Genomic DNA, 22,966 nt, shown 5'->3' with positions numbered 1-22,966 from the left:
ATTCCCCCCGCTCTCCGTACGGCGCCGCGCGCCGACATTTGCGCCCGGCCTGAGATTCCCCCATCATCATGTCGGGCATGTCCAGTATGGGGTGATCTGTCCGCTCCGGGAAATCGGCGCGGTAATCCTGCCGGGCATGGCTCCGCAGCTGGGGGGCTGCGGTGGAGAATGACCAGGGGGGACGTGCCGATGAGCACGCTGAGCACCACGAGCACCACGAGCACCACGAGCACCGCGAGCACAGTCCAGTTCGTCCGCGGGGCGCGAGTAGAGCCGCCACTCATGCCAGGTGGGGAAATCGGGCTGCAGGCGCCGCCCGAGGTTCCGCGTGCGGTTCCGGGCAGCTTGTTGCAGAAACTGCTGCCCCTCGTGATGGTGCTCGCGATGGTAGGGATGATCGCGCTGCTGATCAGCTCAGGAATGGCGGCGAATCCGATGATGCTGATGTTCCCCGTCATGATGGCCGTCTCGATGCTGGGCATGCTGGCTAGCGTCGGCGGCCGTGCAGGCGGAGCTCGCGCGGCCGAACTCAACGAGCAGCGCAAAGACTTCTTGCGGTACCTCAGCGACACCAGGCGGGACGTGCGCGCGATCTGCGCCGATCAGCGCGCGGCACTCACCTGGCACCATCCATACCCAGCCAGCCTGTGGGCCCTCGCCGGAACTGCCCGGATGTGGGAACGCCGAACAGACGACAGTGAGTACCTGTCAGTGCGAATTGGGCGCGGCGCGCAACGTCTCGCTACACAGATCGTCCCGCCAGAAACCGGTCCGACCGACGACCTTGAACCGATCTCGGTAATCGCGCTCCGCAGGTTCGTCCGCACCCATTCGATCGTTCCCGCGATGCCCGTTGGGATCGCGTTGCGCGGGTTTGCGGCAATTACCTTCACCAATGCCGCGGGCGGCGATCGCAGTCCCGCGGCTGCTGCGCTGGTGCGCGCGATGCTGTGTCAGCTCGCCGCGTTTCACAGCCCCGAGGACCTGCGCATCGTCGTAGTGCGCGGGCACGGCCGCGCAGCCGAGTGGGAATGGGTCAAATGGCTCCCGCATGCGGCGCACCCGACGAGCGAGGATGCTGCAGGCCCGGTGCGAATGGTCACCGAGGCGCTGCACGAGGCAGAACGGATCGTGGCACCACTCGTCCATGACCGTAAGCGGTTTACCCGAAACTCACCAGTGACCAGCGGAAACCCGCACCTCGTCATAGTCGTGGACGAGGCGACCATCGACGGCGACGAGAAACTCGTGGCCAGCGCTGGAACCGATGGTGTGACCGTCATCAACCTGCAGGGGAATTGCACACAACTGGCCGCGCTTACCGCTCGCAACGGTATCCGTTTGGTGCTGCGTGACGGGTACATTGGCATCGCCAGCACCGGCACAGCCGAACCAGAGATGTTCGCCAAGGCGGACGCGCTAACTCCAGTGCAAGCACAGGCGTTCGCGATGAAAACCGCGCCCTACCGGACGGCGCACGCTGGTGCCGCCACGACTGGAACCGATGGTGCGGGCGCGCACATGCCGGACTGGCCAGCGATGATCGGCGCGGGCGACATCGCACGTTTCGATGCTGCCACGATGTGGGGGCCACGCGCCCCGCATGACCGGCTTCGTGTGCCCGTCGGCCATCGCGAAGACGGCACCGTTGTCGAAATTGACCTCAAGGAATCTGCGGAAGGCGGCATGGGGCCGCATGGCCTTTGTGTCGGCGCGACCGGATCCGGTAAGTCGGAGTTTCTTCGTACCCTCGTGCTCGGCTTGATCGCGACCCACGCGCCCAGCGCGCTCAATCTCGTTCTTGTTGACTTCAAAGGCGGAGCCACCTTCCTTGGCCTCGACGGTGCACCGCACGTCGCTGCGATCATCACCAACCTCGCCGACGAACTCACGATGGTGGACCGGATGCGCGACGCCCTCGAAGGCGAAATGAACCGCCGCCAGCAACTCCTCCGGTCGGCAGGGAACTTCACAAGTGTCGGTGAATACGAGCGAGCGCGGGCGGCCGGGCAGCGCCTCGAGCCACTGCCCGCGCTTTTCATCGTCGTCGATGAGTTCTCCGAGCTGCTGAGCCAGAAGCCTGATTTCGCGGACCTGTTCACCGCGATTGGCCGACTCGGCCGGTCGCTGCACATGCACTTGCTTCTTGCCAGTCAGCGTCTTGATGAGGGGCGGCTACGAGGCTTGGAAAGCCACCTTTCGTACCGTATCGGTCTGAAGACCTTCTCGGCCCAAGAATCACGCTCAGTACTCGGTGTCCCCGACGCCTACCAGCTGCCGCCCGTGCCTGGTTCGGCGTATCTAAAGGTCGATTCGGCGGATCCGGTCCGATTCTCCGCGTCCTACGTGTCTGGAGCGTACGTGCCGCCACCGGTCACCGCTGACGATCACAGTTCGGCCTTACCCGCAGACGTCAAAATATTGCCGTTCGTTTCGGATCATGTCCCGCTCCCCGCGAAGGAGATCGGCGATCCCCCGGAGGGACACCAAACGATCACCAATACCAGGCAGGAGCCGCATGGTCGCACTGTCCTCGACTGTGTCCTCGCAGGGGTACGCGGACACAGCCCGCGGGCCCATGAGGTGTGGCTCCCGCCCCTGGACCAATCCGCCACGGTCGGTCAGCTGATACCACCCGGACGGCGCATCGCGGCACCGTCGCCCGGGCGGTCGGCGCCGGCGTTACGCGTGCCTGTCGGGCTTATAGATCGCCCCTACGAGCAGCGTCGCGACCCGCTGATCATCGACCTGTCCGGCGCGCAGGGGAACGTTGCGGTAGTGGGCGGCCCCCAGAGCGGCAAGTCGACCGCAGTGCGGTCGGTGGTGATGGCTCTGTCGGTCACGCATACACCCGCCGAAGTGCAGTTCTATTGCCTCGATTTCGGTGGCGGCTCACTGGCCGCACTCGCTGGGATTCCGCATGTGGGGTCCGTTGCAAGCCGGCTTGAACCTGAGCGTGTGCGCCGCACGATCGCCGAACTCACGATGGTCATGCGGCAGCGGGAACTCGAGTTTCAGCAACTCGGGATCGCATCGATGCCTGAATTCCGGCGGCTTCGTGCACACAAGGACCCGCGGTGCACCGGGTCACACGGCGATGTGTTTCTCGTCATCGACGGCTGGCTCACAGTCCGGCAGGAATTCGAGGCGCTCGAGGCGCAGATCACCGCGCTCGCGACACAGGGTCTTTCGTTTGGGGTGCACGTGATGCTGACCGCGTCACGCTGGTCCGATTTCCGTTTAGGAATCCGGGATCAGCTGGGGACCCGAATCGAGTTGCGTCTGGGTGATCCACACGATTCTGAGGTCAACCGGCGCGCAGCGGGGGCGGTGCCAGAAAACCGGCCAGGACGGGGCATCACCAGGGAGGGCCTGCACATGCTGCTCGCGGAACCCACGATTGTCGGTACGACGGGTGGCTATGCAGCTGACCTGTCCGAGTCTGTTGCGGAACTCGTGCAGAGGTGCGGGGATGCAGTTGCGCCCCGGGTGCGAATGCTTCCCCAGAACTTCGATCGCGATTTGCTGCTCGACGATCTCGTCGAGTCGGCGTCGCCGCGCCGACAGCGCATGCGAATCCCAGTGGGCATTGATGAATCGGAACTCGGCGCAGTCGCGCTAGATTTCGAGGCACAGCCACATCTCGTGGTGTTCTCAGACGCGGAGTCGGGGAAGACGACGCTGCTGCGCTCCGGCTGTGCAAGCATCATGGCGCAAAACACGCCTCAGCAGGCGAAGATTCTGCTTGCGGATTTCCGCCGCACCATGCTCGGTGTCGTCGACACTGACCACCTCGCCGGTTACGCGGTGTCCGCGGCGAATCTGCAATCGATGGTCGCGGAGCTTGTGTCACATCTACGGGGCCGCCTGCCAGGACCGGAGACCACCCAACGGCAATTGCGTGACCGCTCATGGTGGGCAGGCCCGGAGGTATTCGTCATCGTCGACGATTACGACCTCGTAGTCACCGCCGGCGGTAATCCGCTGGCCGGGTTGCTGGAGTTGCTGCCGCAAGCGAAGGACGTGGGTTTGCACGTCGTCATAGCGCGGCGTACTGGTGGAGCGGCGCGTGCCCTGTTTGAACCGTTCATGGCGGCATTGCGTGACCTCGCCCCGATGGGGCTTGTTATGAATGGAAACCGCGACGAGGGCGTCCTTCTCGGCAGTGTCCGGCCGGCGCCGTATCCGCCGGGGCGGGGCGTGCTCATCACCCGGCAGGGCGGTGAGCAGCTGGTTCAGCTCGGCGATATGCCGCCCCTATGAGTGGAAACGCCACCGCGCTCATCACCGAACGCAGCATTTGGGTGCATACCGCGGCGGGACTGCGCCGACTGCCTGCCAGCGTCTATGACGACGACGGAATGTTGCTCGCCGGTGATGAGGCTTGCAAACGCGGTGCCACGGACCCGGACCACTTCGAGCCGCGTCCGTGGAGTTACCTCACTGATTCCAGTTTGGTGCTCCGCGACACCGCGCACCCGATCCACGAAGTGTGCGAGCTGGTTTTGCGGCGAGCAGGACTGACCGCGGTGCGAGACGGGCAAATCACGCTCATTCACCCCACCCACTGGACAGACGCCCACCTGGCGCCCTTTCGGACCGTACTCCGGGCCTGCGCCGCTGAGGTGCTGTGCGTGCCGCTGGCGGTCGGGGTCGCCGAGGTTGTCCAGCGCAGCGACATTATCGCTGTCACCGAGATCGGTCGTACGACGTCTTCGGTAGCTAAGGTGCACGCCGGTGCGCTCACCTCGATCAGCATGGTAGACGACGTGAGTGAGCTTGCTGGGTGCGATGCGCTCGCAAATGTGTGCACCACGCTTGCCCCCGGCGCGCATTCGGTTGTGGTCGGGTTCGACGAAGTCCCGGCAGTGCCCATTGGGGCAGTGTCAGAAGTCGTCGGGCCGGAAATGATCGCGGCTGTCGTCGCCGCAGCACATCTCGTGTCGCAGGAGCGAACACTGCGCCCGGCTTCCCATCAGGAAGCAAACAAGTTGGCGGAAACCGTCTTTGGCTCGCATGACAGTGACGACGCTGCACTCTTCGGGACACGGCGCTGGCTGTGGGTCGCAGCTGGAGTCATCACAGCACTGTCGGTGGCTGGTGGATCGTGGCTGGCTGGTAATGATCCGAGTGGGCGCCCTGCCGGGCACGCAGCCAATGCTCGCGAACAGGTCGCGCTCACTGAATCCCGAGGTCACACAGCGGTCGGCGAGCACACGTCAGTACAGGTCAGCGATGTCACGGTGACGATACCGAGCTCGTGGCATCTCGGCTGGTCAGACATGATGGAAGGGCATGACGGCGACTTCCGCGCAGAGTTGCGGCCGCGGCACGGCATCCCGTATGCCGCCCCGCCGGTGTATGTGTCGCGGACGCGGCTTGCTGATGATGCCGACACCGACGGCGTCGTGGAAGAGTTGCGCCGCGCGATCGCTCAGGATCCCGTGATGTTCGAAACCGAAATGCCCGTGCTGCTGCCGCGAGCGGTCGCACTGCATTACGAAGAGCGAGACAGTGTGTCGGCGCCGATCCACTGGTACGTCCTAATACTCGAGGGAAGGCAGCTGAGCGTGGGTTGTCCCGGCGAAACAGCGTCCGAGCACCCATGTCTGGGTGTCCTCGATTCCCTCCGAATCACGTCATGACGGAAACACTGAACACGCTGAATTCGGTGGAACCGTTCGCGGCTTCACCGCGTCTGATCCTTATGTGTCCGGCGTGACGCCGAGTGCGCCCAGCCCGGGTACGCCGGGATCCTGCCGGGTGCGGGCACGAGAAATGAGGGAGGGAACACGTGACTCAGCAGATGCAGACGACAACTGCAACCATGACCAGTGCTGCCGATCGGGTGGCGCAGGTGAATTCAGACGTGCAGGCGCTTCTTGGCGCACTCCGCGGCAAGGCCGCGGCGGTTAATGGTGCGTGGGAGGGCGAGGCGCGGCGTGCATTCGATGCACTCATCGTCAGGTGGGACAGCGAAGCACGGAAGCTCAACGATTCGCTGCTCGCGATCAGTGACGCGATTCGGTCAAACGGTGCCGCTTACGCCAATACGCAGGAGAGTCATGCCAGCACGCTCAACGCCGCCGGTGGCCTTCTCCGCCTCTGACCATTAGGCCCGTCGCTTCCTTGTTTGAAAGGACTCATCGTGATGATCAAGTACAACTTCGGCCAGATTGACACGCTGCGTGCGGACATCGCAGCCTCGACTGCCCAGATGAATGCCGCCCTCGCGGATCTCAGGTCTTACCTTGGACCGCTCGTCGCGGACTGGACGGGCGGTGCCGCTGAGGCATATCAAGTTCAGCAGAGACGCTGGGACGACGCTGCGCAAGGACTCAATCAGGTTCTCGACGCCATCGGCCGTGCCGTGGGAGCCGGAAATGACCAGATGGCCGCCGCGGAGCGTGCGGCCATGAATCAGTGGGCGGGCTGACGCGCCGTTTGGCGAGTGTTGTCGGCCGCACTGGGCCTGCCTCTGCCGGAGTGCGGGCACCAGTGCGGTCATAACCGCTGTGTGTGGGGCGAATTCGGGCAGTTTGACCGACCTTCCGGGGACCGGGTAAAGTCTCCCGTTGGCGTACAGCACGTTCAGGGGTTTCTGGGTCTCAACCGGCCGCCAGGAGGTCCCCGCTGTAGTGCCTGGCTGGCAGCAGAATACGAGAAGACGAGGAAGAACCGTGCCTACGTACAGCCCCAAGGCTGGCGACGTCACGCGCACCTGGTACGTCATTGACGCTACCGATGTGGTGCTCGGCCGACTCGCAGTACAGGCCGCGAACCTGCTTCGCGGCAAGCACAAGCCTACGTTCGCGCCGAACGTCGACGGTGGTGACTACGTCATCATCATCAACGCTGAGAAGGTCGCAGTCAGCGGCAACAAGCGCGACGACAAGATGATTTACCGCCACTCCGGTTTCCCCGGCGGCCTGAAGTCCCGCACGCTTGGCGAGGCACTGGACACTCGTCCAGACCGTCTTGTCGAAAAAGCTGTCTACGGGATGATTCCGCACAACAAGCTCGGTCGCGCGGTCCGCAAGAAGCTGAAGGTTTACGCTGGCTCCGAGCACCCACACGGCGCTCAGCAGCCCGTTCCGTTCGAGATCAAGCAGGTGGCCCAGTGACGACGCCAGAGGACCAGAACGTGACAGAGCCTGAATTCGAGACTGTTGACGAGGGCCTCGAGGCCGTTGACGCGCCCGTCGTCGAAGAGGTCGCTGACGAGGTGGCTCCCGAAGCTGCTGCACCTTCGCCTGCACCCGTGGTGCTCGACCGTCCAATCCAGACGGTTGGCCGCCGCAAGGAAGCAGTTGTCCGCGTACGCTTACTCCCCGGTTCAGGCGAGTTCCGGCTCAACGGGCGTTCCCTTGAGTCGTACTTCCCGAACAAGGTTCACCAGCAAATCGTCAAGGCGCCGCTGGTGACCGTCGATCGCGAAGTCTCTTTCGACATCCATGCGCGCCTCCACGGCGGCGGGCCTTCCGGCCAAGCCGGTGCGCTCCGTCTGGCGATTGCCCGTGCGCTGATCGAGGTTACCCCTGAGGATCGCCCATCACTGAAGCGCGCAGGGTTCCTCACTCGGGACGCCCGTGCGACCGAACGCAAGAAGTATGGTCTCAAGAAGGCCCGCAAGGCTCCTCAGTACTCGAAGCGGTGATTCGTTCCCGTTATCGATTCCTGGAGTTCATGCCGGGATAGTGTGTGTGAGAGCAGGCGGCCGCAGTGCGGCGCCTGCTCTCACCCGTTTGTGGCTGCGTTGGCGAGTGAAAGGTTGTGTTAAAGCGGATGAGCCGACTGTTCGGTACTGACGGGGTGCGCGGGCTGGCTAATGCTGAACTAACAGCTGAGCTAGCGGTATCGCTCGCCGGTGCAGCAGCCACGACCTTGACGCGAGGCGCGCACGATCCGCTGGAACAGAAACACACGATAGCTGTTGTGGGACGCGACCCACGGGCGAGCGGTGAAATGCTTGAGGCAGCGATCTGTGCAGGTTTGACCGCCGCTGGGGTCGACGTGCTTCGGGCCGGTGTGCTTCCGACTCCTGCGGTCGCATACCTGACCGGCGCATACGGCGCCGCATTAGGTGTGATGATTTCCGCCTCTCACAACCCTATGCCCGATAACGGCATTAAGATTTTTGGTCCAGGCGGGCACAAGCTCGACGATGCGACCGAGAATCAGATCGAGGCGGAAATGCGCAATCCCAGCCTGCATCGTCCTACCGGCGCAGCGATCGGCCGTATCAGCGACGCCACCGACGCGGCAGAGCGATATCTCGCTCATCTCGCGACCGCGATAGACTCACCGCTCGCCGGGCTCACTGTTGTCGTGGATTGCGCGCATGGCGCTGCTGCGCATGTCGCGCCAGCTGCTTACGAGGCCGCCGGAGCCACAGTAATACCGATCAACAATGCGCCCGACGGATTGAACATTAACGAGAGCTGCGGGTCGACGCATATCAGCGTCCTGCAAGAAGCAGTCGCTGCGAATGGTGCGGACTTAGGGCTGGCCCACGATGGCGATGCTGATCGCTGCCTGGCTGTCGATGATCGCGGCAACGTTGTCGACGGTGATGCGATCATGGCAATTCTTGCGCTCGGATTGAAAGATTCTGGCCAGTTGCGCGGAGACACTCTTGTGGCCACCGTGATGAGCAATCTGGGCTTGCACCTGGCAATGAGGGACGCAGGTATTACGCTGCGGACGACTGCCGTCGGTGACCGATACGTGGTCGAAGAACTCAAAACCGGCGGCTTCTCACTCGGGGGCGAGCAGTCCGGACACATCGTTCTCCCGGAGTACGGTATGACGGGGGACGGCATCCTGACTGGACTCAAATTGATGGCGCGGATGTCGCACTCACGCAAGTCGCTCCATGATCTAGCTGCCGTGATGAGGGTGCTCCCGCAGGTACTGATCAACGTGAGCGTTGCCGACAAGGCGGCGGTCGCGGCAGCCGCTGCGGTGCAGACGGCGGTTTCCGATGCTGAACGTGCGCTCGGTGATTCAGGCCGGGTGCTGCTCCGCCCGTCCGGTACAGAACAACTCGTCCGCGTGATGGTCGAAGCGGCATCCGCCGAGCAGGCGCAGCACATCGCGGAGGATCTCGCGAAAGTCGTGGCCTCGGTATAACGGCTGCGGCACCCAGTGGGTCCAGAAGCCACTCTCAACGAGTTCGGTGGTAGACGGAACCGTCGTGCGGCCGGCTGCGTCATATCAGTCTATGCACGAGAGAGAATCGGCTTGCACGGCTGCGGTCAGTGCTGACACGGCGAGTGATGTGCGGAACTACCTCGCCAGGGCGGCCGAGACAGCTACAGAGGCCGCGCTCGCGGTACACCACACCGAACAGCTGCCGGACGTGTCTGCGGAATTGAACGCGGCCATCGACCGCACCCGCCAGTGGCTAGACACGTATGCGCGCACGCGTGTGCAGCGTGCCGCAGACCTGCCCGCCGCGCTAGACGTGGTGGCGAGCGTTGATACCGAGCATGCACGTCAACTCACTTGTGTCGCGCAGAACGCGGGATTGAACCTGTGATTGCCTGCGGTGCCGATACAGTTCACATCCTCGCGCGGCTAGGCAGTGTCGCGGAGCGGGCGGCTGAACTCGCTGGTGTGGAGTTTCAGCGCGGCCTCAGCGAAGCGGAACTCGTCGCTCTGATGACCGATAATGCGCCTGAGCTCGCCGCGTACGCGCGTGTCGGTTCGCGGCTCACGCGAGCAATGGGACTGGTGGCAACGACCGCGTCGTATGAACGCGCTGCAGCTGACGCATTAACGAGCGCGGGAGCGGCGAATGCGGCTGGTGCTCTCGCAGCGGATGCGCAACACTCACAAGCGATTGGTGACGCCCTCGCGAGTGGGGTGCACGGTCTCGAGAGCTCGGTGGACGCAGCCTCCGCGGCGGTGACCGCGAAGCTCCGCAGCCTCGCGGCGCTCAGTGAGTCGCACCTCGACGGCCTCCCGCTGCGTGTCGCGGTCACAATTGTCGATCATGCCGCCGAGAGCAAGGCGGTCTCGGCGCTTCTGGATATCGACGCTGTGCAAGACGGCATACGGCGGTGGCTGCGCGAGCGTTTCCTGCCCTTCGCGCACGACATCGAGGTGCGCACAGTGCGGATCTGTGAGGAGAGCGCTGACACGGTCCGCAGCGAACTGAAAGCTGCGGCAGCGGCACTTGAGACGGTGGGGTCGCTGACATTCGACCCGCACTATCGGCCTCCACTTGTGGAAGAGCGATCTGAGGCGCACCTTCGGTCTGATGTCGCACCGCCCCAGTCAGGTGAGACAGTGGTCCCGGATACGCCCGCCATGCCTGAAAGTGGCGTTGCGCCCCCGGTGCCTGTCAGCGACCGGCCCGCCGAGCCTGATCCCGCGCTGACGCCCCCGAAATGGACCGCTCCACCGTCACCGCCGCTGCAGGAGGCCGCCGGCGCGGTGCTCCAGCGATCCCGAGACTTCGGCTCCCGTGCCCGCTAACTCGCCAGGCAGCAATTCCCGCGGGGGAGCGAACATGGCTGAGAACTCATCCTCCACTGGCGGTTCGGAAATATCCACCGCCAGCGTGCCCTTGATCTCTGCAGCTGCGTCCGAGAACAAGCTGTACGTCTTGTCACCTGCGACTTGGTTGAGCAGGTAGCCGGTGAGCACGGTGCGAGTGATCCGCTGCGTCTTCCGATTGCCCCGCCCGATGCCAAGCCAGTGCATCACACTGCGGCCTTCAAGCATGCCCGCTACCGTCGATTTCTCGGCGAGCCGGAAAACCGCATCACCGCCCCACGCATCCGCGAGCGGACGGGCATTCGAGGTCAGTGATTTGGCCTCCGCGGCGAGGATAAGTCCAGGACAGGTGAGTTTCGGTGCGGCTTTCTCAGCTGAGGGGCTGATCGGCGCAGGGTAGAGGGCCGCGACCGCTTTCGCGGGATGCTCAGTGCGCGCGGCTGCGGCAAGCACCGCGGCACCTGCCCCGAACCCGTGTCCGGCGAAAGCCAGCTTCGACGGATGCACTGAGATTTCGCCAGGGCCGAGGCGGACATTCGTGCAGATCTCGAGCGCCGCATTCAAGTCGGCCGCCAACCGTCCCGCCGAGGGTACGAAACCGCGTTCAGTTGCTGGCGCCGCAACCACGAAGCCCCAGGACGCCAGGTGCTTGAAAAGACCCGTGTAGCGGGCCGGACTGGTCATCCAGGTGTGGCCAAACGCAATCGCAGGAAGGCCGAACCCGCTTTCCGGGGTGAAGACGAGACCAGGCATACCGGCCATCGCGAGGTCACCGCGCAGCACGCGGTGCGGCCCGCGTCGCGCGAGCCGTGCAACGAGCTTCTTCGGGTTTGGCGCCACAACCACGACGTTAGCGCACAAGGCGGACTTCTCGCGTCAGATGGGTCAACAGTGACCGCAGCGCCGGGCCTGACTGCGCCTGGAGTGAGTCACGTCGCTGGCCAGCGCTGGCTGTGGGGAACCGCGCAACACCGATTGGAGCGACGAGCGGCTATCGATGTGAAAGGGCAGTAGGCTGTTGCGTTATGTGCGGGATTGTCGGGTATGTCGGCCACCGCGAAGCGCTGGACATCGTCGTTGAGGCATTACGCCGGATGGAATACCGGGGATATGACTCTTCAGGTGTCGCTGTGCTCGACGGGCAGGGTGCTGTAGCAATTGAAAAACGAGCAGGCAGGTTGGCGAACCTGGAGAAGGCGCTAGCTGAGGCAGGCCGCGACAAGTTCGCGGGTGCTACTGGCATGGGACACACCCGGTGGGCAACGCACGGCCGCCCAACCGACCGCAATGCGCATCCGCACGCTGATGCCGCGCAGCGGATCGCGGTCGTTCACAACGGCATCATCGAGAACTTCGCGCCGTTGCGGACCGAACTTGAAGACGCGGGTATCGAACTGCTGTCGGACACCGATACCGAGGTGGCCGTGCATCTCGTCGCCCGCGCGTACGCGGCAGGGGACACGGCTGGCGACTTCGAAGCGAGCGCACTCAAAGTGCTGCGCCGACTCGAAGGGGCATTCACGCTGGTGTTCACGCACGCGGACCACCCCGGCACAATCGTCGCGGCCCGGCGGTCAACGCCGCTGGTAGTGGGGGTCGGTGCGGGCGAGATGTTCGTTGCGTCCGATGTCGCGGCCTTCATTGAACACACCCGGGATGCGGTAGAACTCGGGCAGGATAACGTCGTCGTGATCACCGCTGATGAGTACCGCATCCTGGACTTCGACGGGACTCCACAGGCGGGGCATCCTTTCCACATCGACTGGGATCTCGAGGCTGCGGAGAAGGGCGGTCACGACTTCTTCATGCTGAAGGAGATCGAGGAGCAGCCTCTCGCGGTGGCAGACACCCTCCGGGGGCATTTCACCGGCGGCCGGATCGTGCTCGATGAACAACGGCTCACCGATCAGGATCTTCGCGACATCGACAAGGTGTTCGTGGTCGCGTGCGGCTCTGCCTACCATTCGGGCCTCGTAGCGAAGTACGCGATCGAGCACTGGGCGCGGCTGCCTGTCGAGGTGGAACTCGCAAGTGAATTCCGGTACCGGGATCCGGTCCTCGACCGCTCGACGCTCGTCGTGGCGATCTCACAGTCGGGGGAAACCGCCGATACGCTGGAGGCCGTCCGCCACGCTCGCCATCAGCGGGCCCGGGTGCTCGCAGTATGTAACACGAACGGCTCGCAGATTCCCCGCGAGTCCGATGCGGTTCTCTACACTCACGCTGGCCCCGAAATCGGCGTGGCGTCAACAAAGGCGTTCTTGGCCCAGGTTGCGGCGAACTACCTCGTCGGACTTGCCCTCGCCCAGGCTCGCGGCACGAAATACCCTGACGAGGTGGCGCGGGAGTTCGCTGATCTCGCCGCGATGCCTGCGTTGATCGAGAAGGTGCTGTCGAACGTCGAAAACGTTCGTGAACTGGGACGTGAGCTGGGCCAGCAGTCGACGATCCTGTTCCTTGGCCGCCATGTCGGTTACCCCGTTGCGCTTGAAGGAGCGCTGAAACTCAAGGAACTGGCGTACATCCACGCGGAGGGTTTCGCAGCTGGTGAACTGAAGCACGGCCCGATCGCGCTTATCGAGGACGGGCTGCCCGTCATCATCGTGATGCCGTCTCCCAAGGGCCGTGCGGTGCTGCATTCGAAGCTGTTGAGCAACATCCGCGAGATTCAGGCCCGCGGGGCCCAGACGATCGTGATCGCAGAAGAAGGCGATGAGGCAGTGCGCCCGTTCGCGGATCACCTCATCGAGATCCCCGCATCGCCGACTTTGCTGCAGCCGTTGCTCTCAACGATTCCGCTTCAGGTCTTCGCGGCCCAGGTCGCGCAAACGCGGGGATACGACGTCGATAAGCCGCGCAACCTGGCGAAGTCTGTCACCGTCGAGTAGCCGGTCGGATGCTGGCATGAGTGTTCCGTACTTCACCGCAGACGAGATCCGTGCGGCAGAGGCTAAGCTCTTCGCCCGCGTGGCTGCTGGGGTGCCGATGCGCCGCGCATCGTGGGGGCTCGCCGCCGCGGTTGCGCTTGAATTGCGCCGGCTTACCGGGGCGATCGCCGGGACGCGTGCCGGCTTGCTCATCGGTTCCGGTGATAACGGTGGTGACGCGCTATGGGCGGGCGCTTTTCTGTGTCGGCGCGGGGTGGCGGTCGAGGCGGTGCTGCTCAATCCCGACCGCGCCCACAAAGCCGGGTTGCAGGCGCTGGTGCAGGCCGGCGGGCGTGTGGTCACTCGGCTGAGTGACAACGACATCGTTGTGGACGGCATCGTTGGCATCTCCGGTAAGGGGCCGCTGCGCCCGGAGGCAGCTTTACACGTCGCCAAGATAACGGCGCCGATCGTCGCCGTTGACCTGCCGAGCGGTGTGGATCCTGATACTGGTGAGGTGAGCGGGCCCGCAGTTCGTGCGACCCTCACTGTGACATTTGGCGGATACAAGCGCGTCCATGCGCTCGCGCCGCGGCATTGTGGGCGCGTAGTGCTGGTGGGTATCGGCCTTGATCTACCGCACTCAGATGTGGAGGTCCTCACTGACCGTGAAGTCGGCGCCCGGTGGCCGGTGCCGGAGGCAGCTGACGACAAGTACACACAGGGCGTCGTGGGGGTCGCCGCTGGTTCTGCCGTATATCCGGGTGCCGCGGTACTCAGCGTGGGCGGAGCGGTGGCCGCACGATCAGGGATGGTCCGCTACACCGGGACGGCGCATGAGCAGGTTCTGGCACGGTACCCCGAGGTGATCGCCGCAGAGAAGATCGGGGAGGCGGGACGGGTACAGGCGTGGGTTGCCGGTCCTGGTTTCGGTACCGGCCGCCATGAGGCGAAAACCCTCGCCGCGATCCTCGACCAGGACGTGGCCACGGTGTTGGACGCGGACGCACTGACAATGGCGGCGAAGAGCCCGGAACTCGTTCGCGGCCGCCAAACCCCGACATTGCTTACTCCGCACGCGGGTGAGTTCGCCCGGCTCACGGGCAGCGCTCCTGACCCGGACCGGATAGGCGCTGCTCAGCAATTCGCAGCGGATTGGGGTGCCACGGTGCTGCTCAAAGGCCGCTCCACGATCATCGCGCGCCCGGACGGGCGTGTGCGCGTCTGTGAGGCGGGCAGCTCCTGGGCAGCGACTGCGGGGTCGGGCGATGTCCTCTCCGGGATCATCGGTGCCCTGCTAGCCAGTGGGCTTGAACCGTTCGATGCCGCTGCGATGGGGGCTCACGTGCATGCGAGGGCCGCGTTTATCGCTGCTGGGTCGCCGGTGCCCGCGCCGATATCCGCGTCGCTGCTGCGCGACGCCATACGTCCAGCGATCTCCTCAGTACGGGCAGCGGCCCAACACTCCGGTGTGGCGGATGCCGCCCACACCGGCAAAACCGGGTCGTGATGGCAGGATTTGCAGCGTGACGTGGAGTGCGAAGGCATCGGAAGCAGCAGGCACAGCTCAAGCGTCCGTGCGCGGAAGGAGCGGCCGGCCGACAGCCGCGCCGCAGTTCGAGGCGGTGATCGACCTCGGCGCCATCGCGGCGAACACAGCGGTGCTGCGTGACTGTGCCGGTGGGGCTGAGGTCATGGTTGTTGTCAAAGCCGACGGTTACGGCCATGGTGCGGTTCAGGTCGCGCGGGCCGCGCTGCGCGCCGGCGCTGCGCAACTCGGGGTGGCGACTGTCGAGGAGGCTGTTGAGCTGCGTGACGCCGGGATCGACGACCCGCTCCTCTGCTGGCTGCACACTCCGGACGCCGATTTCGCGCCCGCGCTTGTCCGTGGTGTCGACGTCGCTGTCTCGTCACCGCGTCACCTCGCGGGTGTGTTATCTGCCGCCGAGCACACAGGTGTTCAGGCACGAGTCGCGGTCAAAGTGGATTCGGGCCTGAACCGCAACGGTGTGTCAGCGTTCGAGTGGCCGGAACTGCGTGACGCGTTATTGCGGGCGGTCGCCGACAACTCGATCGTCATGACCTCCTTCTTTTCGCATCTCGCGCACGCCGATGAGCCGGATCACCCGATCATCGATCGGCAGGCCGCGCGATTCCGCGAGATCGTCGCCGATGCACAGACGCATGGGCTTGAAACCGGAATTCTGCATTTGTCTAATTCAGCGGCGACGATGACACGCAGCGATCTGCGTTTCGATATGGTCCGTCCCGGGATTGCCCTTTACGGTCTATCGCCGGTCCCCGAGCGGGGGCAGATGGGTCTGCGGCCGGCGATGACCGCACGGACGCGCGTCGCGCTGGTGAAGAAAGTCGCAGCGGGGGAGGGCGTCTCGTACGGGCACGTGTGGATTGCTCCGCGTGACACCACGGTGGCGCTGCTCCCTGTTGGATACGCCGACGGTATCCCGCGGTTGTTAACTGGACGGTTCGGCGTGCAGATAAACGGCCGCCGGTATCCGGCGGTGGGCCGTGTGTGTATGGACCAGTTCGTTGCCGACCTTGGGCCAGACGGCGGCTCGGTGCGTGAAGGCGACACGGCAGTGCTTTTCGGGCCGGGCGACACCGGCGAACCGATCGCACAAGACTGGGCTGACACCCTGGGAACTATTCACTACGAGGTCGTAACCGGAATCAAGGGGCGCGTCGTGCGCACTTACGTGGGGGGTTAGCGCGGTGATGGAGTCGGTTGCGGAGGAGCAGCCAGAACAGGTCGACAGCCACTACGAGAAGAAGGAACCGCGCCCTCGCCGCAGCCGGAGGGTGCGCAGACTCGTCCGCGCCGCACGGGTGAAGAGTTTCTTGAAGGAGCCCCCGAAAGACGGGCCGAAGCAGCCGCCGAACGTTACGGCACCGCGCAGCACTCGATCTGGCCGCACCGCTTATGAACACGACTTCCGGCTGATGCAGACGGATCGGGCGAGCATCGTTCTTACCGAGGACCATTTGCTGCTCAACGTGCGCGAGGTTGGCCCCCCGGACGCGCCGCTGACAATCGTGTTCGCCCACGGGTTTTGTCTCCACATGGGCGCATGGCATTTTCAGCGGATCGACCTCGAAGAGGCGTTCGGGGACAGCGTTCGCATGATCTTCTACGATCAGCGCGGCCATGGCCAGTCTGGGATGCCGAGCGCAGAATCGTGCACTATTTCGCAACTGGGCCGCGACCTTGCTGCTGTCATCTCACAGCGGGCGCCGTCGGGTCCGCTGATCCTCGTCGGTCATTCGATGGGGGGCATGACGGTGCTCGCCTTCGCGCGGCAGTTCCCGGATATCGTGCGTAACCGTGTCATCGGTGTGGGACTTGTGGCGACAGCGGCAAACGGGCTGTCCGCAGCGGGGATCGCGCGGGTTCTTGATACGCCGGCCGTGAAGGCTGCCCGCCTCGCCGTTAAAGCCGCACCCGCGGTGGTACAGCAGAGTCGGGACGCGGTGCGGCCGATCCTCTCGCCGATATTGAAAGCGACCTCATACGGCGACCGGAAGATAGCACCTGAAGTTGCCCGGTTCTCCGAAAAGATGACGAACGAGACGAATCTGTCCACGATGGTCAACTTTTTGGCTGCGCTGGTCGAGCATGATGAATCACTTGCCCTCCCGGTACTCAAACCGGTCCCGGCGCTTGTCGTGTGTGGTGACGGTGACATGGTGACACCATTCCGGAACTCGGTGGCGATGGCGGAAGCCTTACCGCACACTGAATTGTTGCGCGTGCCGAAAGCTGGGCACATGGTGGAGATGGAACAGCCAATGGTTGTTTCCGAAGCGCTTGAGCGCTTGGTCGAGCGTTCCCTGGAGCATGCGAGGGCGGAAAGGTCGATCACGGGTGTATTCCGAGCAGTTGCTGACCGTGCAGGACACCGAGGAGTTTGGCAGGCGATTAGCGGCAGATCTCACCGCGGGTGACGTGGTTGTACTGTCGGGTCCGCTCGGTGCCGGGAAGACGGCCGTCGCGCGGGGAATCGGGGCGGGTCTCGGTGTCGTAGGAGCAGTGAGTTCGCCGACGTTCATCATTGCCCGTGAACATCGCGCTGGAAATGTCCGGCCTGGCGGCGGTCCACCGGTGGCGATGGTGCATGTCGACGCCTACCGGTTGCTCGGGGATTCCGAACTTGCACACGACGGCGGCAGGCTCGCGCTTGATGAACTCGATGCGCTGGACCTCGACACTGAACTCGACGACGCGGTGGTTGTGGTGGAGTGGGGGGAAGGGCTTGCGGAACGCCTGGCCGACCGTCATCTCCTTGTCCGCCTGGAACGGCACTCCGACGACGAGCTGCGCATCGCGCGGTGGCAGTGGATCAACCACGATCGGTAACGCTGCGGCAAACCGGTACTCTGGACAGTTGTGCTGGTTGTAGCTGTTGATACGTCCACTCCTGCGGTGACGGCCGGTGTCGTACGCGTGGAGACATCGAGCGCCGTCACGTTCTATCCGCTGGCGTCTCGCGTGACGGTGAACCCTCGCGCGCACGCGGAAGTGCTGACACCGCAGATCCTGGAGTGCCTCCAGGAAGGTGGCGTGAGCGCCGGTGAAGTCGGCGCGGTGGTTACGGGAACGGGCCCGGGCCCCTACACCGGACTGCGCGTCGGTATGGCCACCGCGGCCGCATTCGCTGACGCTTTGGGGGTGCCCGCGTACGGTGTGTGCACTCTGGACGGAATCGCTGCGGCGGTGGGCTTCGATCGGCCACTGTTGGTGGTGACAGACGCGCGCCGGCGGGAGGTGTACTGGGCCCGCTACGACAACGGAAAACGTGTCGAGGGGCCGGCAGTTCGGCGTCCCGCGGAGGTACCGGCGGCCCCGTCTGAACTGGTGGCGGGTTCGGCGGAGCATGCTGAGTTCTTCGATTTGCCGTATACAAACGTGGCAAGCCCGACGCCCCTAGGGCTGGTCAGCGTGGTCGCCGACCGGATCATGGCGGGCGCAGCTCCGGATCCGCTCGTGCCGCTCTATCTGCGGCGCCCCGACGCGACGGAGCCGGGAGGCCCGCGGCGCGAACCGGAGGCGATTCCGCCGCCGGACTTCATCACGCGGGGTGTGATGTGAAAGTGGCTGATGTCCTGATGCGCCCGCTCGCGCAGCGCGATGCAAAACGGTGCGCGCGCCTTGAGCAGATACTTTTTGCCCGTGACAACCCCTGGCCAGCGTGGGCTTTTGAACAGGAACTTCGCAGCCCCGACCACCACTATGTGGCCGCTGAAATCGATGACGCGCTCGTCGGTTACGCGGGCATCGCGCTGCTCGGGCCGGCGGACCAGCCCGAGAACGAGATCCACACGATTGGTGTCGATCCTCGGTACCAGGGCCAGGGAATCGGCCGTATGCTCCTCGACGACCTGCTTACTGTGGCCGACGTCCATGGCGGGCCCGTGTGGCTCGATGTTCGCGTCGACAACGAGGCCGCGCAAAGCCTCTACAAGAAAGCTGGATTCAATGTCGTGGGCGTGCGGAAGAAGTACTACCAGCCAAGTGGCGCCGACGCGTACGTAATGAAGAGGGAGGCCCGCGACAATGGCTGAGAGGCGGCCCACAATTGTGCTGGGTATCGAAACTTCTTGCGACGAAACTGGCGTCGGGATCGCTGAACTAAGCGCCGACGGCACGGTGAAACTGCTCGCCGATGAAGTTGCGTCAAGCGTCAGCGAACACGTGCGATACGGCGGCGTGGTGCCGGAAATTGCATCGCGCGCACACCTCGAAGCGATTGTGCCGACCATGCGCCGGGCGCTCGCCACCGCCGGTGTGCTGAAACCAGACGTCGTGGCAGCAACGATTGGACCAGGGTTAGCGGGTGCGCTGCTGGTGGGGGCCGCTGCTGCCAAGGCGTACGCCGCAGCGTGGAACGTGCCCTTCTACGCGATCAATCACCTCGGCGGACACGTCGCAGTGGACGCCCTCGAAAGCGGGCCGCTGCCTCCGTGCGTTGCACTGCTCGTGTCCGGTGGTCACACCAGCCTGCTCCACGTGCGTTCGCTCGGCGATCCGATCGTCGAGCTTGGCGCGACTGTTGACGACGCAGCGGGCGAAGCGTACGACAAGATCGCGCGGCTCCTCGGGCTTGGCTATCCCGGAGGCCCTGTTCTGGACCAACTCGCCCGCACCGGTAATCGCGAAGCCATTCCCTTTCCGCGAGGTATGACGGGGCCACGAGACGCGCGCCACGCGTTTTCTTTCTCGGGGCTGAAAACCGCCGTTGCGCGGTACATGGAGCAAGCGGAGCGCGCGGGGACGCCGGTGAACAAAGCCGACGTTGCGGCATCCTTCCAGGAAGCGGTCGCTGATGTGCTGTCGATGAAGGCTGTACGCGCTGCCGTGGACACCGGGGTGCGAACGCTGGTGATCAGTGGGGGTGTGGCCGCGAATTCCCGCCTTCGGGCACTCGCGGAAGAACGATGCCGTGCCGCCGGGATCGAGTTGCGGGTGCCGCGTCCGCGGTTGTGCACAGACAACGGAGCAATGATTGCTTCGCTAGGAGCGCACCTGGTTCATGCAGGAGCCGCACCGTCAGCTCTCACGGCGGCGACAGACCCTGCGCTGCCGGTGACGGTAAGCCAAGTGCCGGAGTGATCGGGCAGTCTGTTCGCTGCTGGAAAACCACTTCTGCGGGAGTCGGCCTTGAGTGCTAGCACTCTCGTGTATAGAGTGCTAGTCGACGCCGAATTGGTCCCGGCACCCGCGACGACGGGGCTCGAAGAAGTGTCGCGAATCGTAGAACGAACCAAGACGTCCGGCTGTCAACCGGACACCATGATCAAATATGGAGGGTTCATCGTGGCGAGCGTGAACATCAAGCCGCTCGAGGACAAGATCCTCGTTCAGGCTAACGAGGCCGAGACGACTACCGCTTCCGGCCTGGTTATTCCTGACACCGCTAAGGAAAAGCCGCAGGAGGGCACCGTTATTGCGGTTGGCCCCGGCCGCTGGGATGAGAGTGGTGGGAAGCGCATCCCGCTTGACGTCAAGGAAGGCGACGTCGTCATCTACAGCAAGTACGGTGGCACCGAAATCAAGTACTCCGGTGAGGAATACCTGATCCTGTCGGCGCGGGACGTCCTCGCAGTCGTGTCGAAGTGACGCGTCTACTGATCTAACACTCTGACCGCCCCGGAGCTGAGCAGCAACACACTCTGCACCGGGGCGGTTGAGCATCCCAGGGTGGCACTCGCACGGCCGCCCGTAATTTCAGGAGCGAGAGACCGACATGGCGAAGCAGATCGAATTCAATGAAACGGCGCGACGGGCGCTCGAGCGCGGCGTCGACGCACTTGCTGACGCGGTCAAGGTCACGCTGGGACCGCGCGGCCGTAATGTTGTCCTTGCCAAGGCGTTCGGTGGTCCCGTCGTCACCAACGACGGCGTCACAATCGCCAAGGACATCGAGCTAGAAGATCCTTTTGAAAATCTCGGCGCGCAGCTGGTAAAGAGCGTCGCGACGAAGACGAACGATGTGGCTGGCGACGGCACCACCACCGCCACGGTGCTCGCGCAAGCAATGATCAGCGAAGGCCTGCGCAACGTCGCCGCGGGAGCGAACCCGATGGCTCTGGGCGTCGGCATCAGCAAGGCCGCTGAAGCGGTAGCCGCGCACCTCGTCGAGGTGGCGACCCCGGTGGAAGGCGAAGAAGCCATCGCGCAGGTCGCGACAGTCTCGTCCCGTGACGAAGAAATCGGCGCGATGGTCGGCCAGGCGATGGGTAAAGTCGGCGCGGACGGTGTTGTCACGGTAGAAGAGTCATCGTCCCTTCTTACGGACCTGCATGTCACCGAGGGTGTGCAGTTCGACAAGGGCTTCCTGTCTCCCTACTTCATCACGGACATCGACGCGCAGGAAGCTGTGCTGGAGGACGCTCAGATCCTGCTTTACCGGGACAAAATCAGTTCTCTGCCTGACTTCCTGCCGCTCCTCGAGAAGATCGCAGGGACAGGGAAGCCAGTCCTGATCATCGCCGAAGATGTCGAGGGCGAGCCGCTGTCGACGCTGGTTGTCAACTCGATTCGCAAGACGCTGAAGGCCGTTGCTGTGAAGGCACCTTTCTTCGGCGACCGGCGCAAGGCCTTCCTGGAGGACCTGGCGGTCGTCACGGGCGGTCAGGTGATCAACTCCGACGTGGGCCTCACCCTCAAGGAAGCTGGTCTCGAGTTGCTTGGCCACGCCCGCCGCGTCGTGGTCACGAAGGACACGACGACGATCGTGGACGGCGGTGGCACAGCCGAGGCGGTCACGGACCGCGCCGCACAGCTGCGCCGCGAGATCGAAAGCGCCGACTCTGATTGGGATCGTGAGAAGCTCGAAGAGCGACTCGCGAAGCTCGCCGGCGCAGTGGCGGTCATCCGCGTTGGTGCGGCCACGGAAACCGAACTGCGGGAACGCAAGCATCGCGTCGAGGATGCGGTTCATGCGGCGAAGGCTGCAGTCGAGGAAGGGATCGTCCCCGGTGGCGGGAGCGCGCTAGTTCAATCACGCGTTGCGCTGGAGAACGATCTCGGACTCACCGGTGAGGCGGCGGTCGGTGTTCGCGTCGTTCGTGCGGCGCTCGTGTCGCCGCTTCAGTGGATCGCCCGCAACGCCGGGCTCGACGGTGCTGTCGTGGCGTCGAAGGTCGGGGAACTCCCCGTCGGCCACGGCTTCAATGCCGCCACTCTCGAGTACGGCGATCTGGTAGCGCAGGGCGTCATCGATCCCGTGAAGGTGACACGAAACGCTGTCATCAACGCCGCATCGGTGGCCCGGATGGTATTGACGACGGAAAGTGCAGTCGTTGAGATCCCGGAGGAGCAGCCGGAGGCCGCTCACGGTCACGGTCACAGCCACTAGCGGGCAGTGTGATGAAGTGCCCGGCCGTCGCGCGCGACGGCCGGGCACTCACGTCTGGTCACTCAGGCGATGAACCTCGAGCCTGAGACCTTCATCAACTGCAGGCGTTCCGATTCGGACATGCCGCCCCAAATTCCGTAAGGTTCGCCGACGGTCAGAGCATGCTCACGGCACTGAGTCAGGACGGGGCAGTCACGGCACAATGCTTTCGCGCGGCGTTCGCGCTCGAGCCGCGCGCGACCACGTTCACCGTCGGGATGGAAGAAGACAGAGGAATCCACCCCGCGGCACAAGCCATGCCGTTGCCAATCCCAACGGTCGTTGACCGGCCCTGGGAGCTGGTGGGGCTGCGGCATCGTGCCTCCTCATCGTATGCGCCCGAAAATATTGACCGGGCAATTCCCGCACCTAAAAGCTATTGTTTTGAGATCTAGTGAACGGATCATCACATTAGGCGGCGTGTAGAAATCTCGTCAACCCCGCCCAATGCCGCGCAGCCGGAGGTTGTTCCGCTTCATGAGATTTTCTTGTTTATGGAATCGTGACCTTGCTGTCTGCTGAATGAATGACAGCAATATAAAGGCGCAGGCAGACAGGCTATTGCGGCTGCCTGTCTGGCTAATGGCTGGTTCGCGATTTGCACCCACGGTGATTTACTGGTCGACTGCGTATTGAGGAAAGTCACATTGCGTAATCTGTTGTTTAAGTAGGCGTACTGCC

General features: G+C 64.1%; 21 protein-coding genes. 19 read left to right on the top strand and 2 right to left on the bottom strand.

Going from position 1 to position 22,966, the window contains the following annotated elements; all coding sequences use genetic code 11:
* Nucleotides 1-189: 189 nt before the first annotated feature.
* From eccCa to ONR57_RS04290, 9 genes are all read left to right on the top strand, one after another.
* Nucleotides 190-4,263 carry a type VII secretion protein EccCa gene (gene eccCa, locus ONR57_RS04330; RefSeq protein WP_279347353.1) on the top strand — a complete coding sequence of 1,358 codons (4,074 nt, stop codon included), beginning with the start codon at nucleotides 190-192 and terminating at the stop codon, nucleotides 4,261-4,263.
* Nucleotides 4,260-5,645, top strand: a complete 1,386-nt coding sequence (locus ONR57_RS04325) for a type VII secretion-associated protein (protein ID WP_265121678.1) — start codon at nucleotides 4,260-4,262, stop codon at nucleotides 5,643-5,645. Before eccCa ends, ONR57_RS04325 begins: the two co-directional genes overlap by 4 nt.
* A gap of 149 nt (nucleotides 5,646-5,794) precedes the next feature.
* Complete coding sequence (locus ONR57_RS04320) at nucleotides 5,795-6,109, top strand: WXG100 family type VII secretion target (RefSeq protein WP_265121677.1); 315 nt, start codon at nucleotides 5,795-5,797, stop codon at nucleotides 6,107-6,109.
* 42 nt (nucleotides 6,110-6,151) lie between these two features.
* The gene (locus tag ONR57_RS04315; protein ID WP_265121796.1) at nucleotides 6,152-6,436 is read left to right on the top strand and encodes a WXG100 family type VII secretion target; all 285 of its coding nucleotides are present in this window, start codon (nucleotides 6,152-6,154) and stop codon (nucleotides 6,434-6,436) included.
* A 244-nt stretch (nucleotides 6,437-6,680) separates the two neighbouring features.
* A complete protein-coding gene (gene rplM / locus ONR57_RS04310) occupies nucleotides 6,681-7,124 on the top strand; it encodes a 50S ribosomal protein L13 (RefSeq protein ID WP_265121676.1) in 444 nt (147 codons plus the stop codon).
* Complete coding sequence (gene rpsI, locus ONR57_RS04305; RefSeq protein WP_265121675.1) at nucleotides 7,121-7,657, top strand: 30S ribosomal protein S9; 537 nt, start codon at nucleotides 7,121-7,123, stop codon at nucleotides 7,655-7,657. Before rplM ends, rpsI begins: the two co-directional genes overlap by 4 nt.
* 128 nt (nucleotides 7,658-7,785) lie before the next feature.
* Entirely contained in the window at nucleotides 7,786-9,132 is a 1,347-nt protein-coding gene (glmM, locus tag ONR57_RS04300) for a phosphoglucosamine mutase (protein WP_265121673.1), read from the top strand.
* Between the two features lie 91 nt (nucleotides 9,133-9,223).
* Nucleotides 9,224-9,541: a hypothetical protein gene (locus ONR57_RS04295; protein WP_265121672.1), complete on the top strand. Its 318-nt coding sequence runs from the start codon at nucleotides 9,224-9,226 to the stop codon at nucleotides 9,539-9,541.
* The gene (locus tag ONR57_RS04290; protein WP_265121671.1) at nucleotides 9,538-10,482 is read left to right on the top strand and encodes a hypothetical protein; all 945 of its coding nucleotides are present in this window, start codon (nucleotides 9,538-9,540) and stop codon (nucleotides 10,480-10,482) included. Before ONR57_RS04295 ends, ONR57_RS04290 begins: the two co-directional genes overlap by 4 nt.
* Here the strand turns inward: ONR57_RS04290 and ONR57_RS04285 are convergent.
* Nucleotides 10,411-11,343 (bottom strand): hypothetical protein, encoded by a 933-nt coding sequence (locus ONR57_RS04285; RefSeq protein ID WP_265121670.1) that lies wholly within the window; start codon nucleotides 11,341-11,343, stop codon nucleotides 10,411-10,413. The two genes, ONR57_RS04290 and ONR57_RS04285, sit on opposite strands and share 72 nt — an antisense overlap.
* 185 nt (nucleotides 11,344-11,528) lie before the next feature.
* On the opposite strand from ONR57_RS04285, the gene glmS reads away from it, so the two are divergent.
* The 10 genes from glmS to groL all read left to right on the top strand — a co-directional run bounded on the left by glmS (nucleotide 11,529) and on the right by groL (nucleotide 22,246).
* Nucleotides 11,529-13,391 (top strand): glutamine--fructose-6-phosphate transaminase (isomerizing), encoded by a 1,863-nt coding sequence (gene glmS, locus ONR57_RS04280; RefSeq protein WP_265121669.1) that lies wholly within the window; start codon nucleotides 11,529-11,531, stop codon nucleotides 13,389-13,391.
* A 16-nt stretch (nucleotides 13,392-13,407) separates the two neighbouring features.
* On the top strand, nucleotides 13,408-14,880 hold the full coding sequence (locus tag ONR57_RS04275; RefSeq protein WP_265121666.1) for an NAD(P)H-hydrate dehydratase: 1,473 nt from the start codon (nucleotides 13,408-13,410) through the stop codon (nucleotides 14,878-14,880).
* Between the two features lie 16 nt (nucleotides 14,881-14,896).
* Complete coding sequence (gene alr / locus ONR57_RS04270; RefSeq protein WP_374116383.1) at nucleotides 14,897-16,099, top strand: alanine racemase; 1,203 nt, start codon at nucleotides 14,897-14,899, stop codon at nucleotides 16,097-16,099.
* Between the two features lie 7 nt (nucleotides 16,100-16,106).
* The gene (locus ONR57_RS04265; protein WP_265121794.1) at nucleotides 16,107-17,333 is read left to right on the top strand and encodes an alpha/beta fold hydrolase; all 1,227 of its coding nucleotides are present in this window, start codon (nucleotides 16,107-16,109) and stop codon (nucleotides 17,331-17,333) included.
* Nucleotides 17,227-17,745, top strand: a complete 519-nt coding sequence (gene tsaE, locus ONR57_RS04260) for a tRNA (adenosine(37)-N6)-threonylcarbamoyltransferase complex ATPase subunit type 1 TsaE (RefSeq protein ID WP_265121664.1) — start codon at nucleotides 17,227-17,229, stop codon at nucleotides 17,743-17,745. The genes ONR57_RS04265 and tsaE overlap by 107 nt, the downstream gene beginning before the upstream one ends.
* Before the next feature lie 30 nt (nucleotides 17,746-17,775).
* Nucleotides 17,776-18,477 (top strand): tRNA (adenosine(37)-N6)-threonylcarbamoyltransferase complex dimerization subunit type 1 TsaB, encoded by a 702-nt coding sequence (tsaB, locus tag ONR57_RS04255; protein WP_265121662.1) that lies wholly within the window; start codon nucleotides 17,776-17,778, stop codon nucleotides 18,475-18,477.
* Between the two features lie 17 nt (nucleotides 18,478-18,494).
* Nucleotides 18,495-18,950, top strand: a complete 456-nt coding sequence (rimI, locus tag ONR57_RS04250; protein WP_265121793.1) for a ribosomal protein S18-alanine N-acetyltransferase — start codon at nucleotides 18,495-18,497, stop codon at nucleotides 18,948-18,950.
* Complete coding sequence (gene tsaD / locus ONR57_RS04245; RefSeq protein ID WP_265121660.1) at nucleotides 18,943-19,998, top strand: tRNA (adenosine(37)-N6)-threonylcarbamoyltransferase complex transferase subunit TsaD; 1,056 nt, start codon at nucleotides 18,943-18,945, stop codon at nucleotides 19,996-19,998. The genes rimI and tsaD overlap by 8 nt, the downstream gene beginning before the upstream one ends.
* A gap of 204 nt (nucleotides 19,999-20,202) precedes the next feature.
* Entirely contained in the window at nucleotides 20,203-20,505 is a 303-nt protein-coding gene (groES, locus tag ONR57_RS04240; RefSeq protein WP_265121792.1) for a co-chaperone GroES, read from the top strand.
* Nucleotides 20,506-20,632: 127 nt separating this feature from the next.
* Nucleotides 20,633-22,246, top strand: coding sequence for a chaperonin GroEL (gene groL, locus ONR57_RS04235; protein ID WP_265121659.1), 1,614 nt, complete (start codon nucleotides 20,633-20,635; stop codon nucleotides 22,244-22,246).
* A gap of 62 nt (nucleotides 22,247-22,308) precedes the next feature.
* Here groL and ONR57_RS04230 read toward each other — a convergent pair whose 3' ends face one another.
* Nucleotides 22,309-22,602: a WhiB family transcriptional regulator gene (locus ONR57_RS04230; protein WP_265121658.1), complete on the bottom strand. Its 294-nt coding sequence runs from the start codon at nucleotides 22,600-22,602 to the stop codon at nucleotides 22,309-22,311.
* Between the last annotated feature and the right edge of the window lie 364 nt (nucleotides 22,603-22,966).

The organism is Hoyosella sp. YIM 151337, from assembly GCF_026041215.1.
In the GTDB taxonomy this organism is placed as follows: domain Bacteria; phylum Actinomycetota; class Actinomycetes; order Mycobacteriales; family Mycobacteriaceae; genus Hoyosella.
This window is presented reverse-complemented; position numbering and strand designations above follow the sequence as displayed.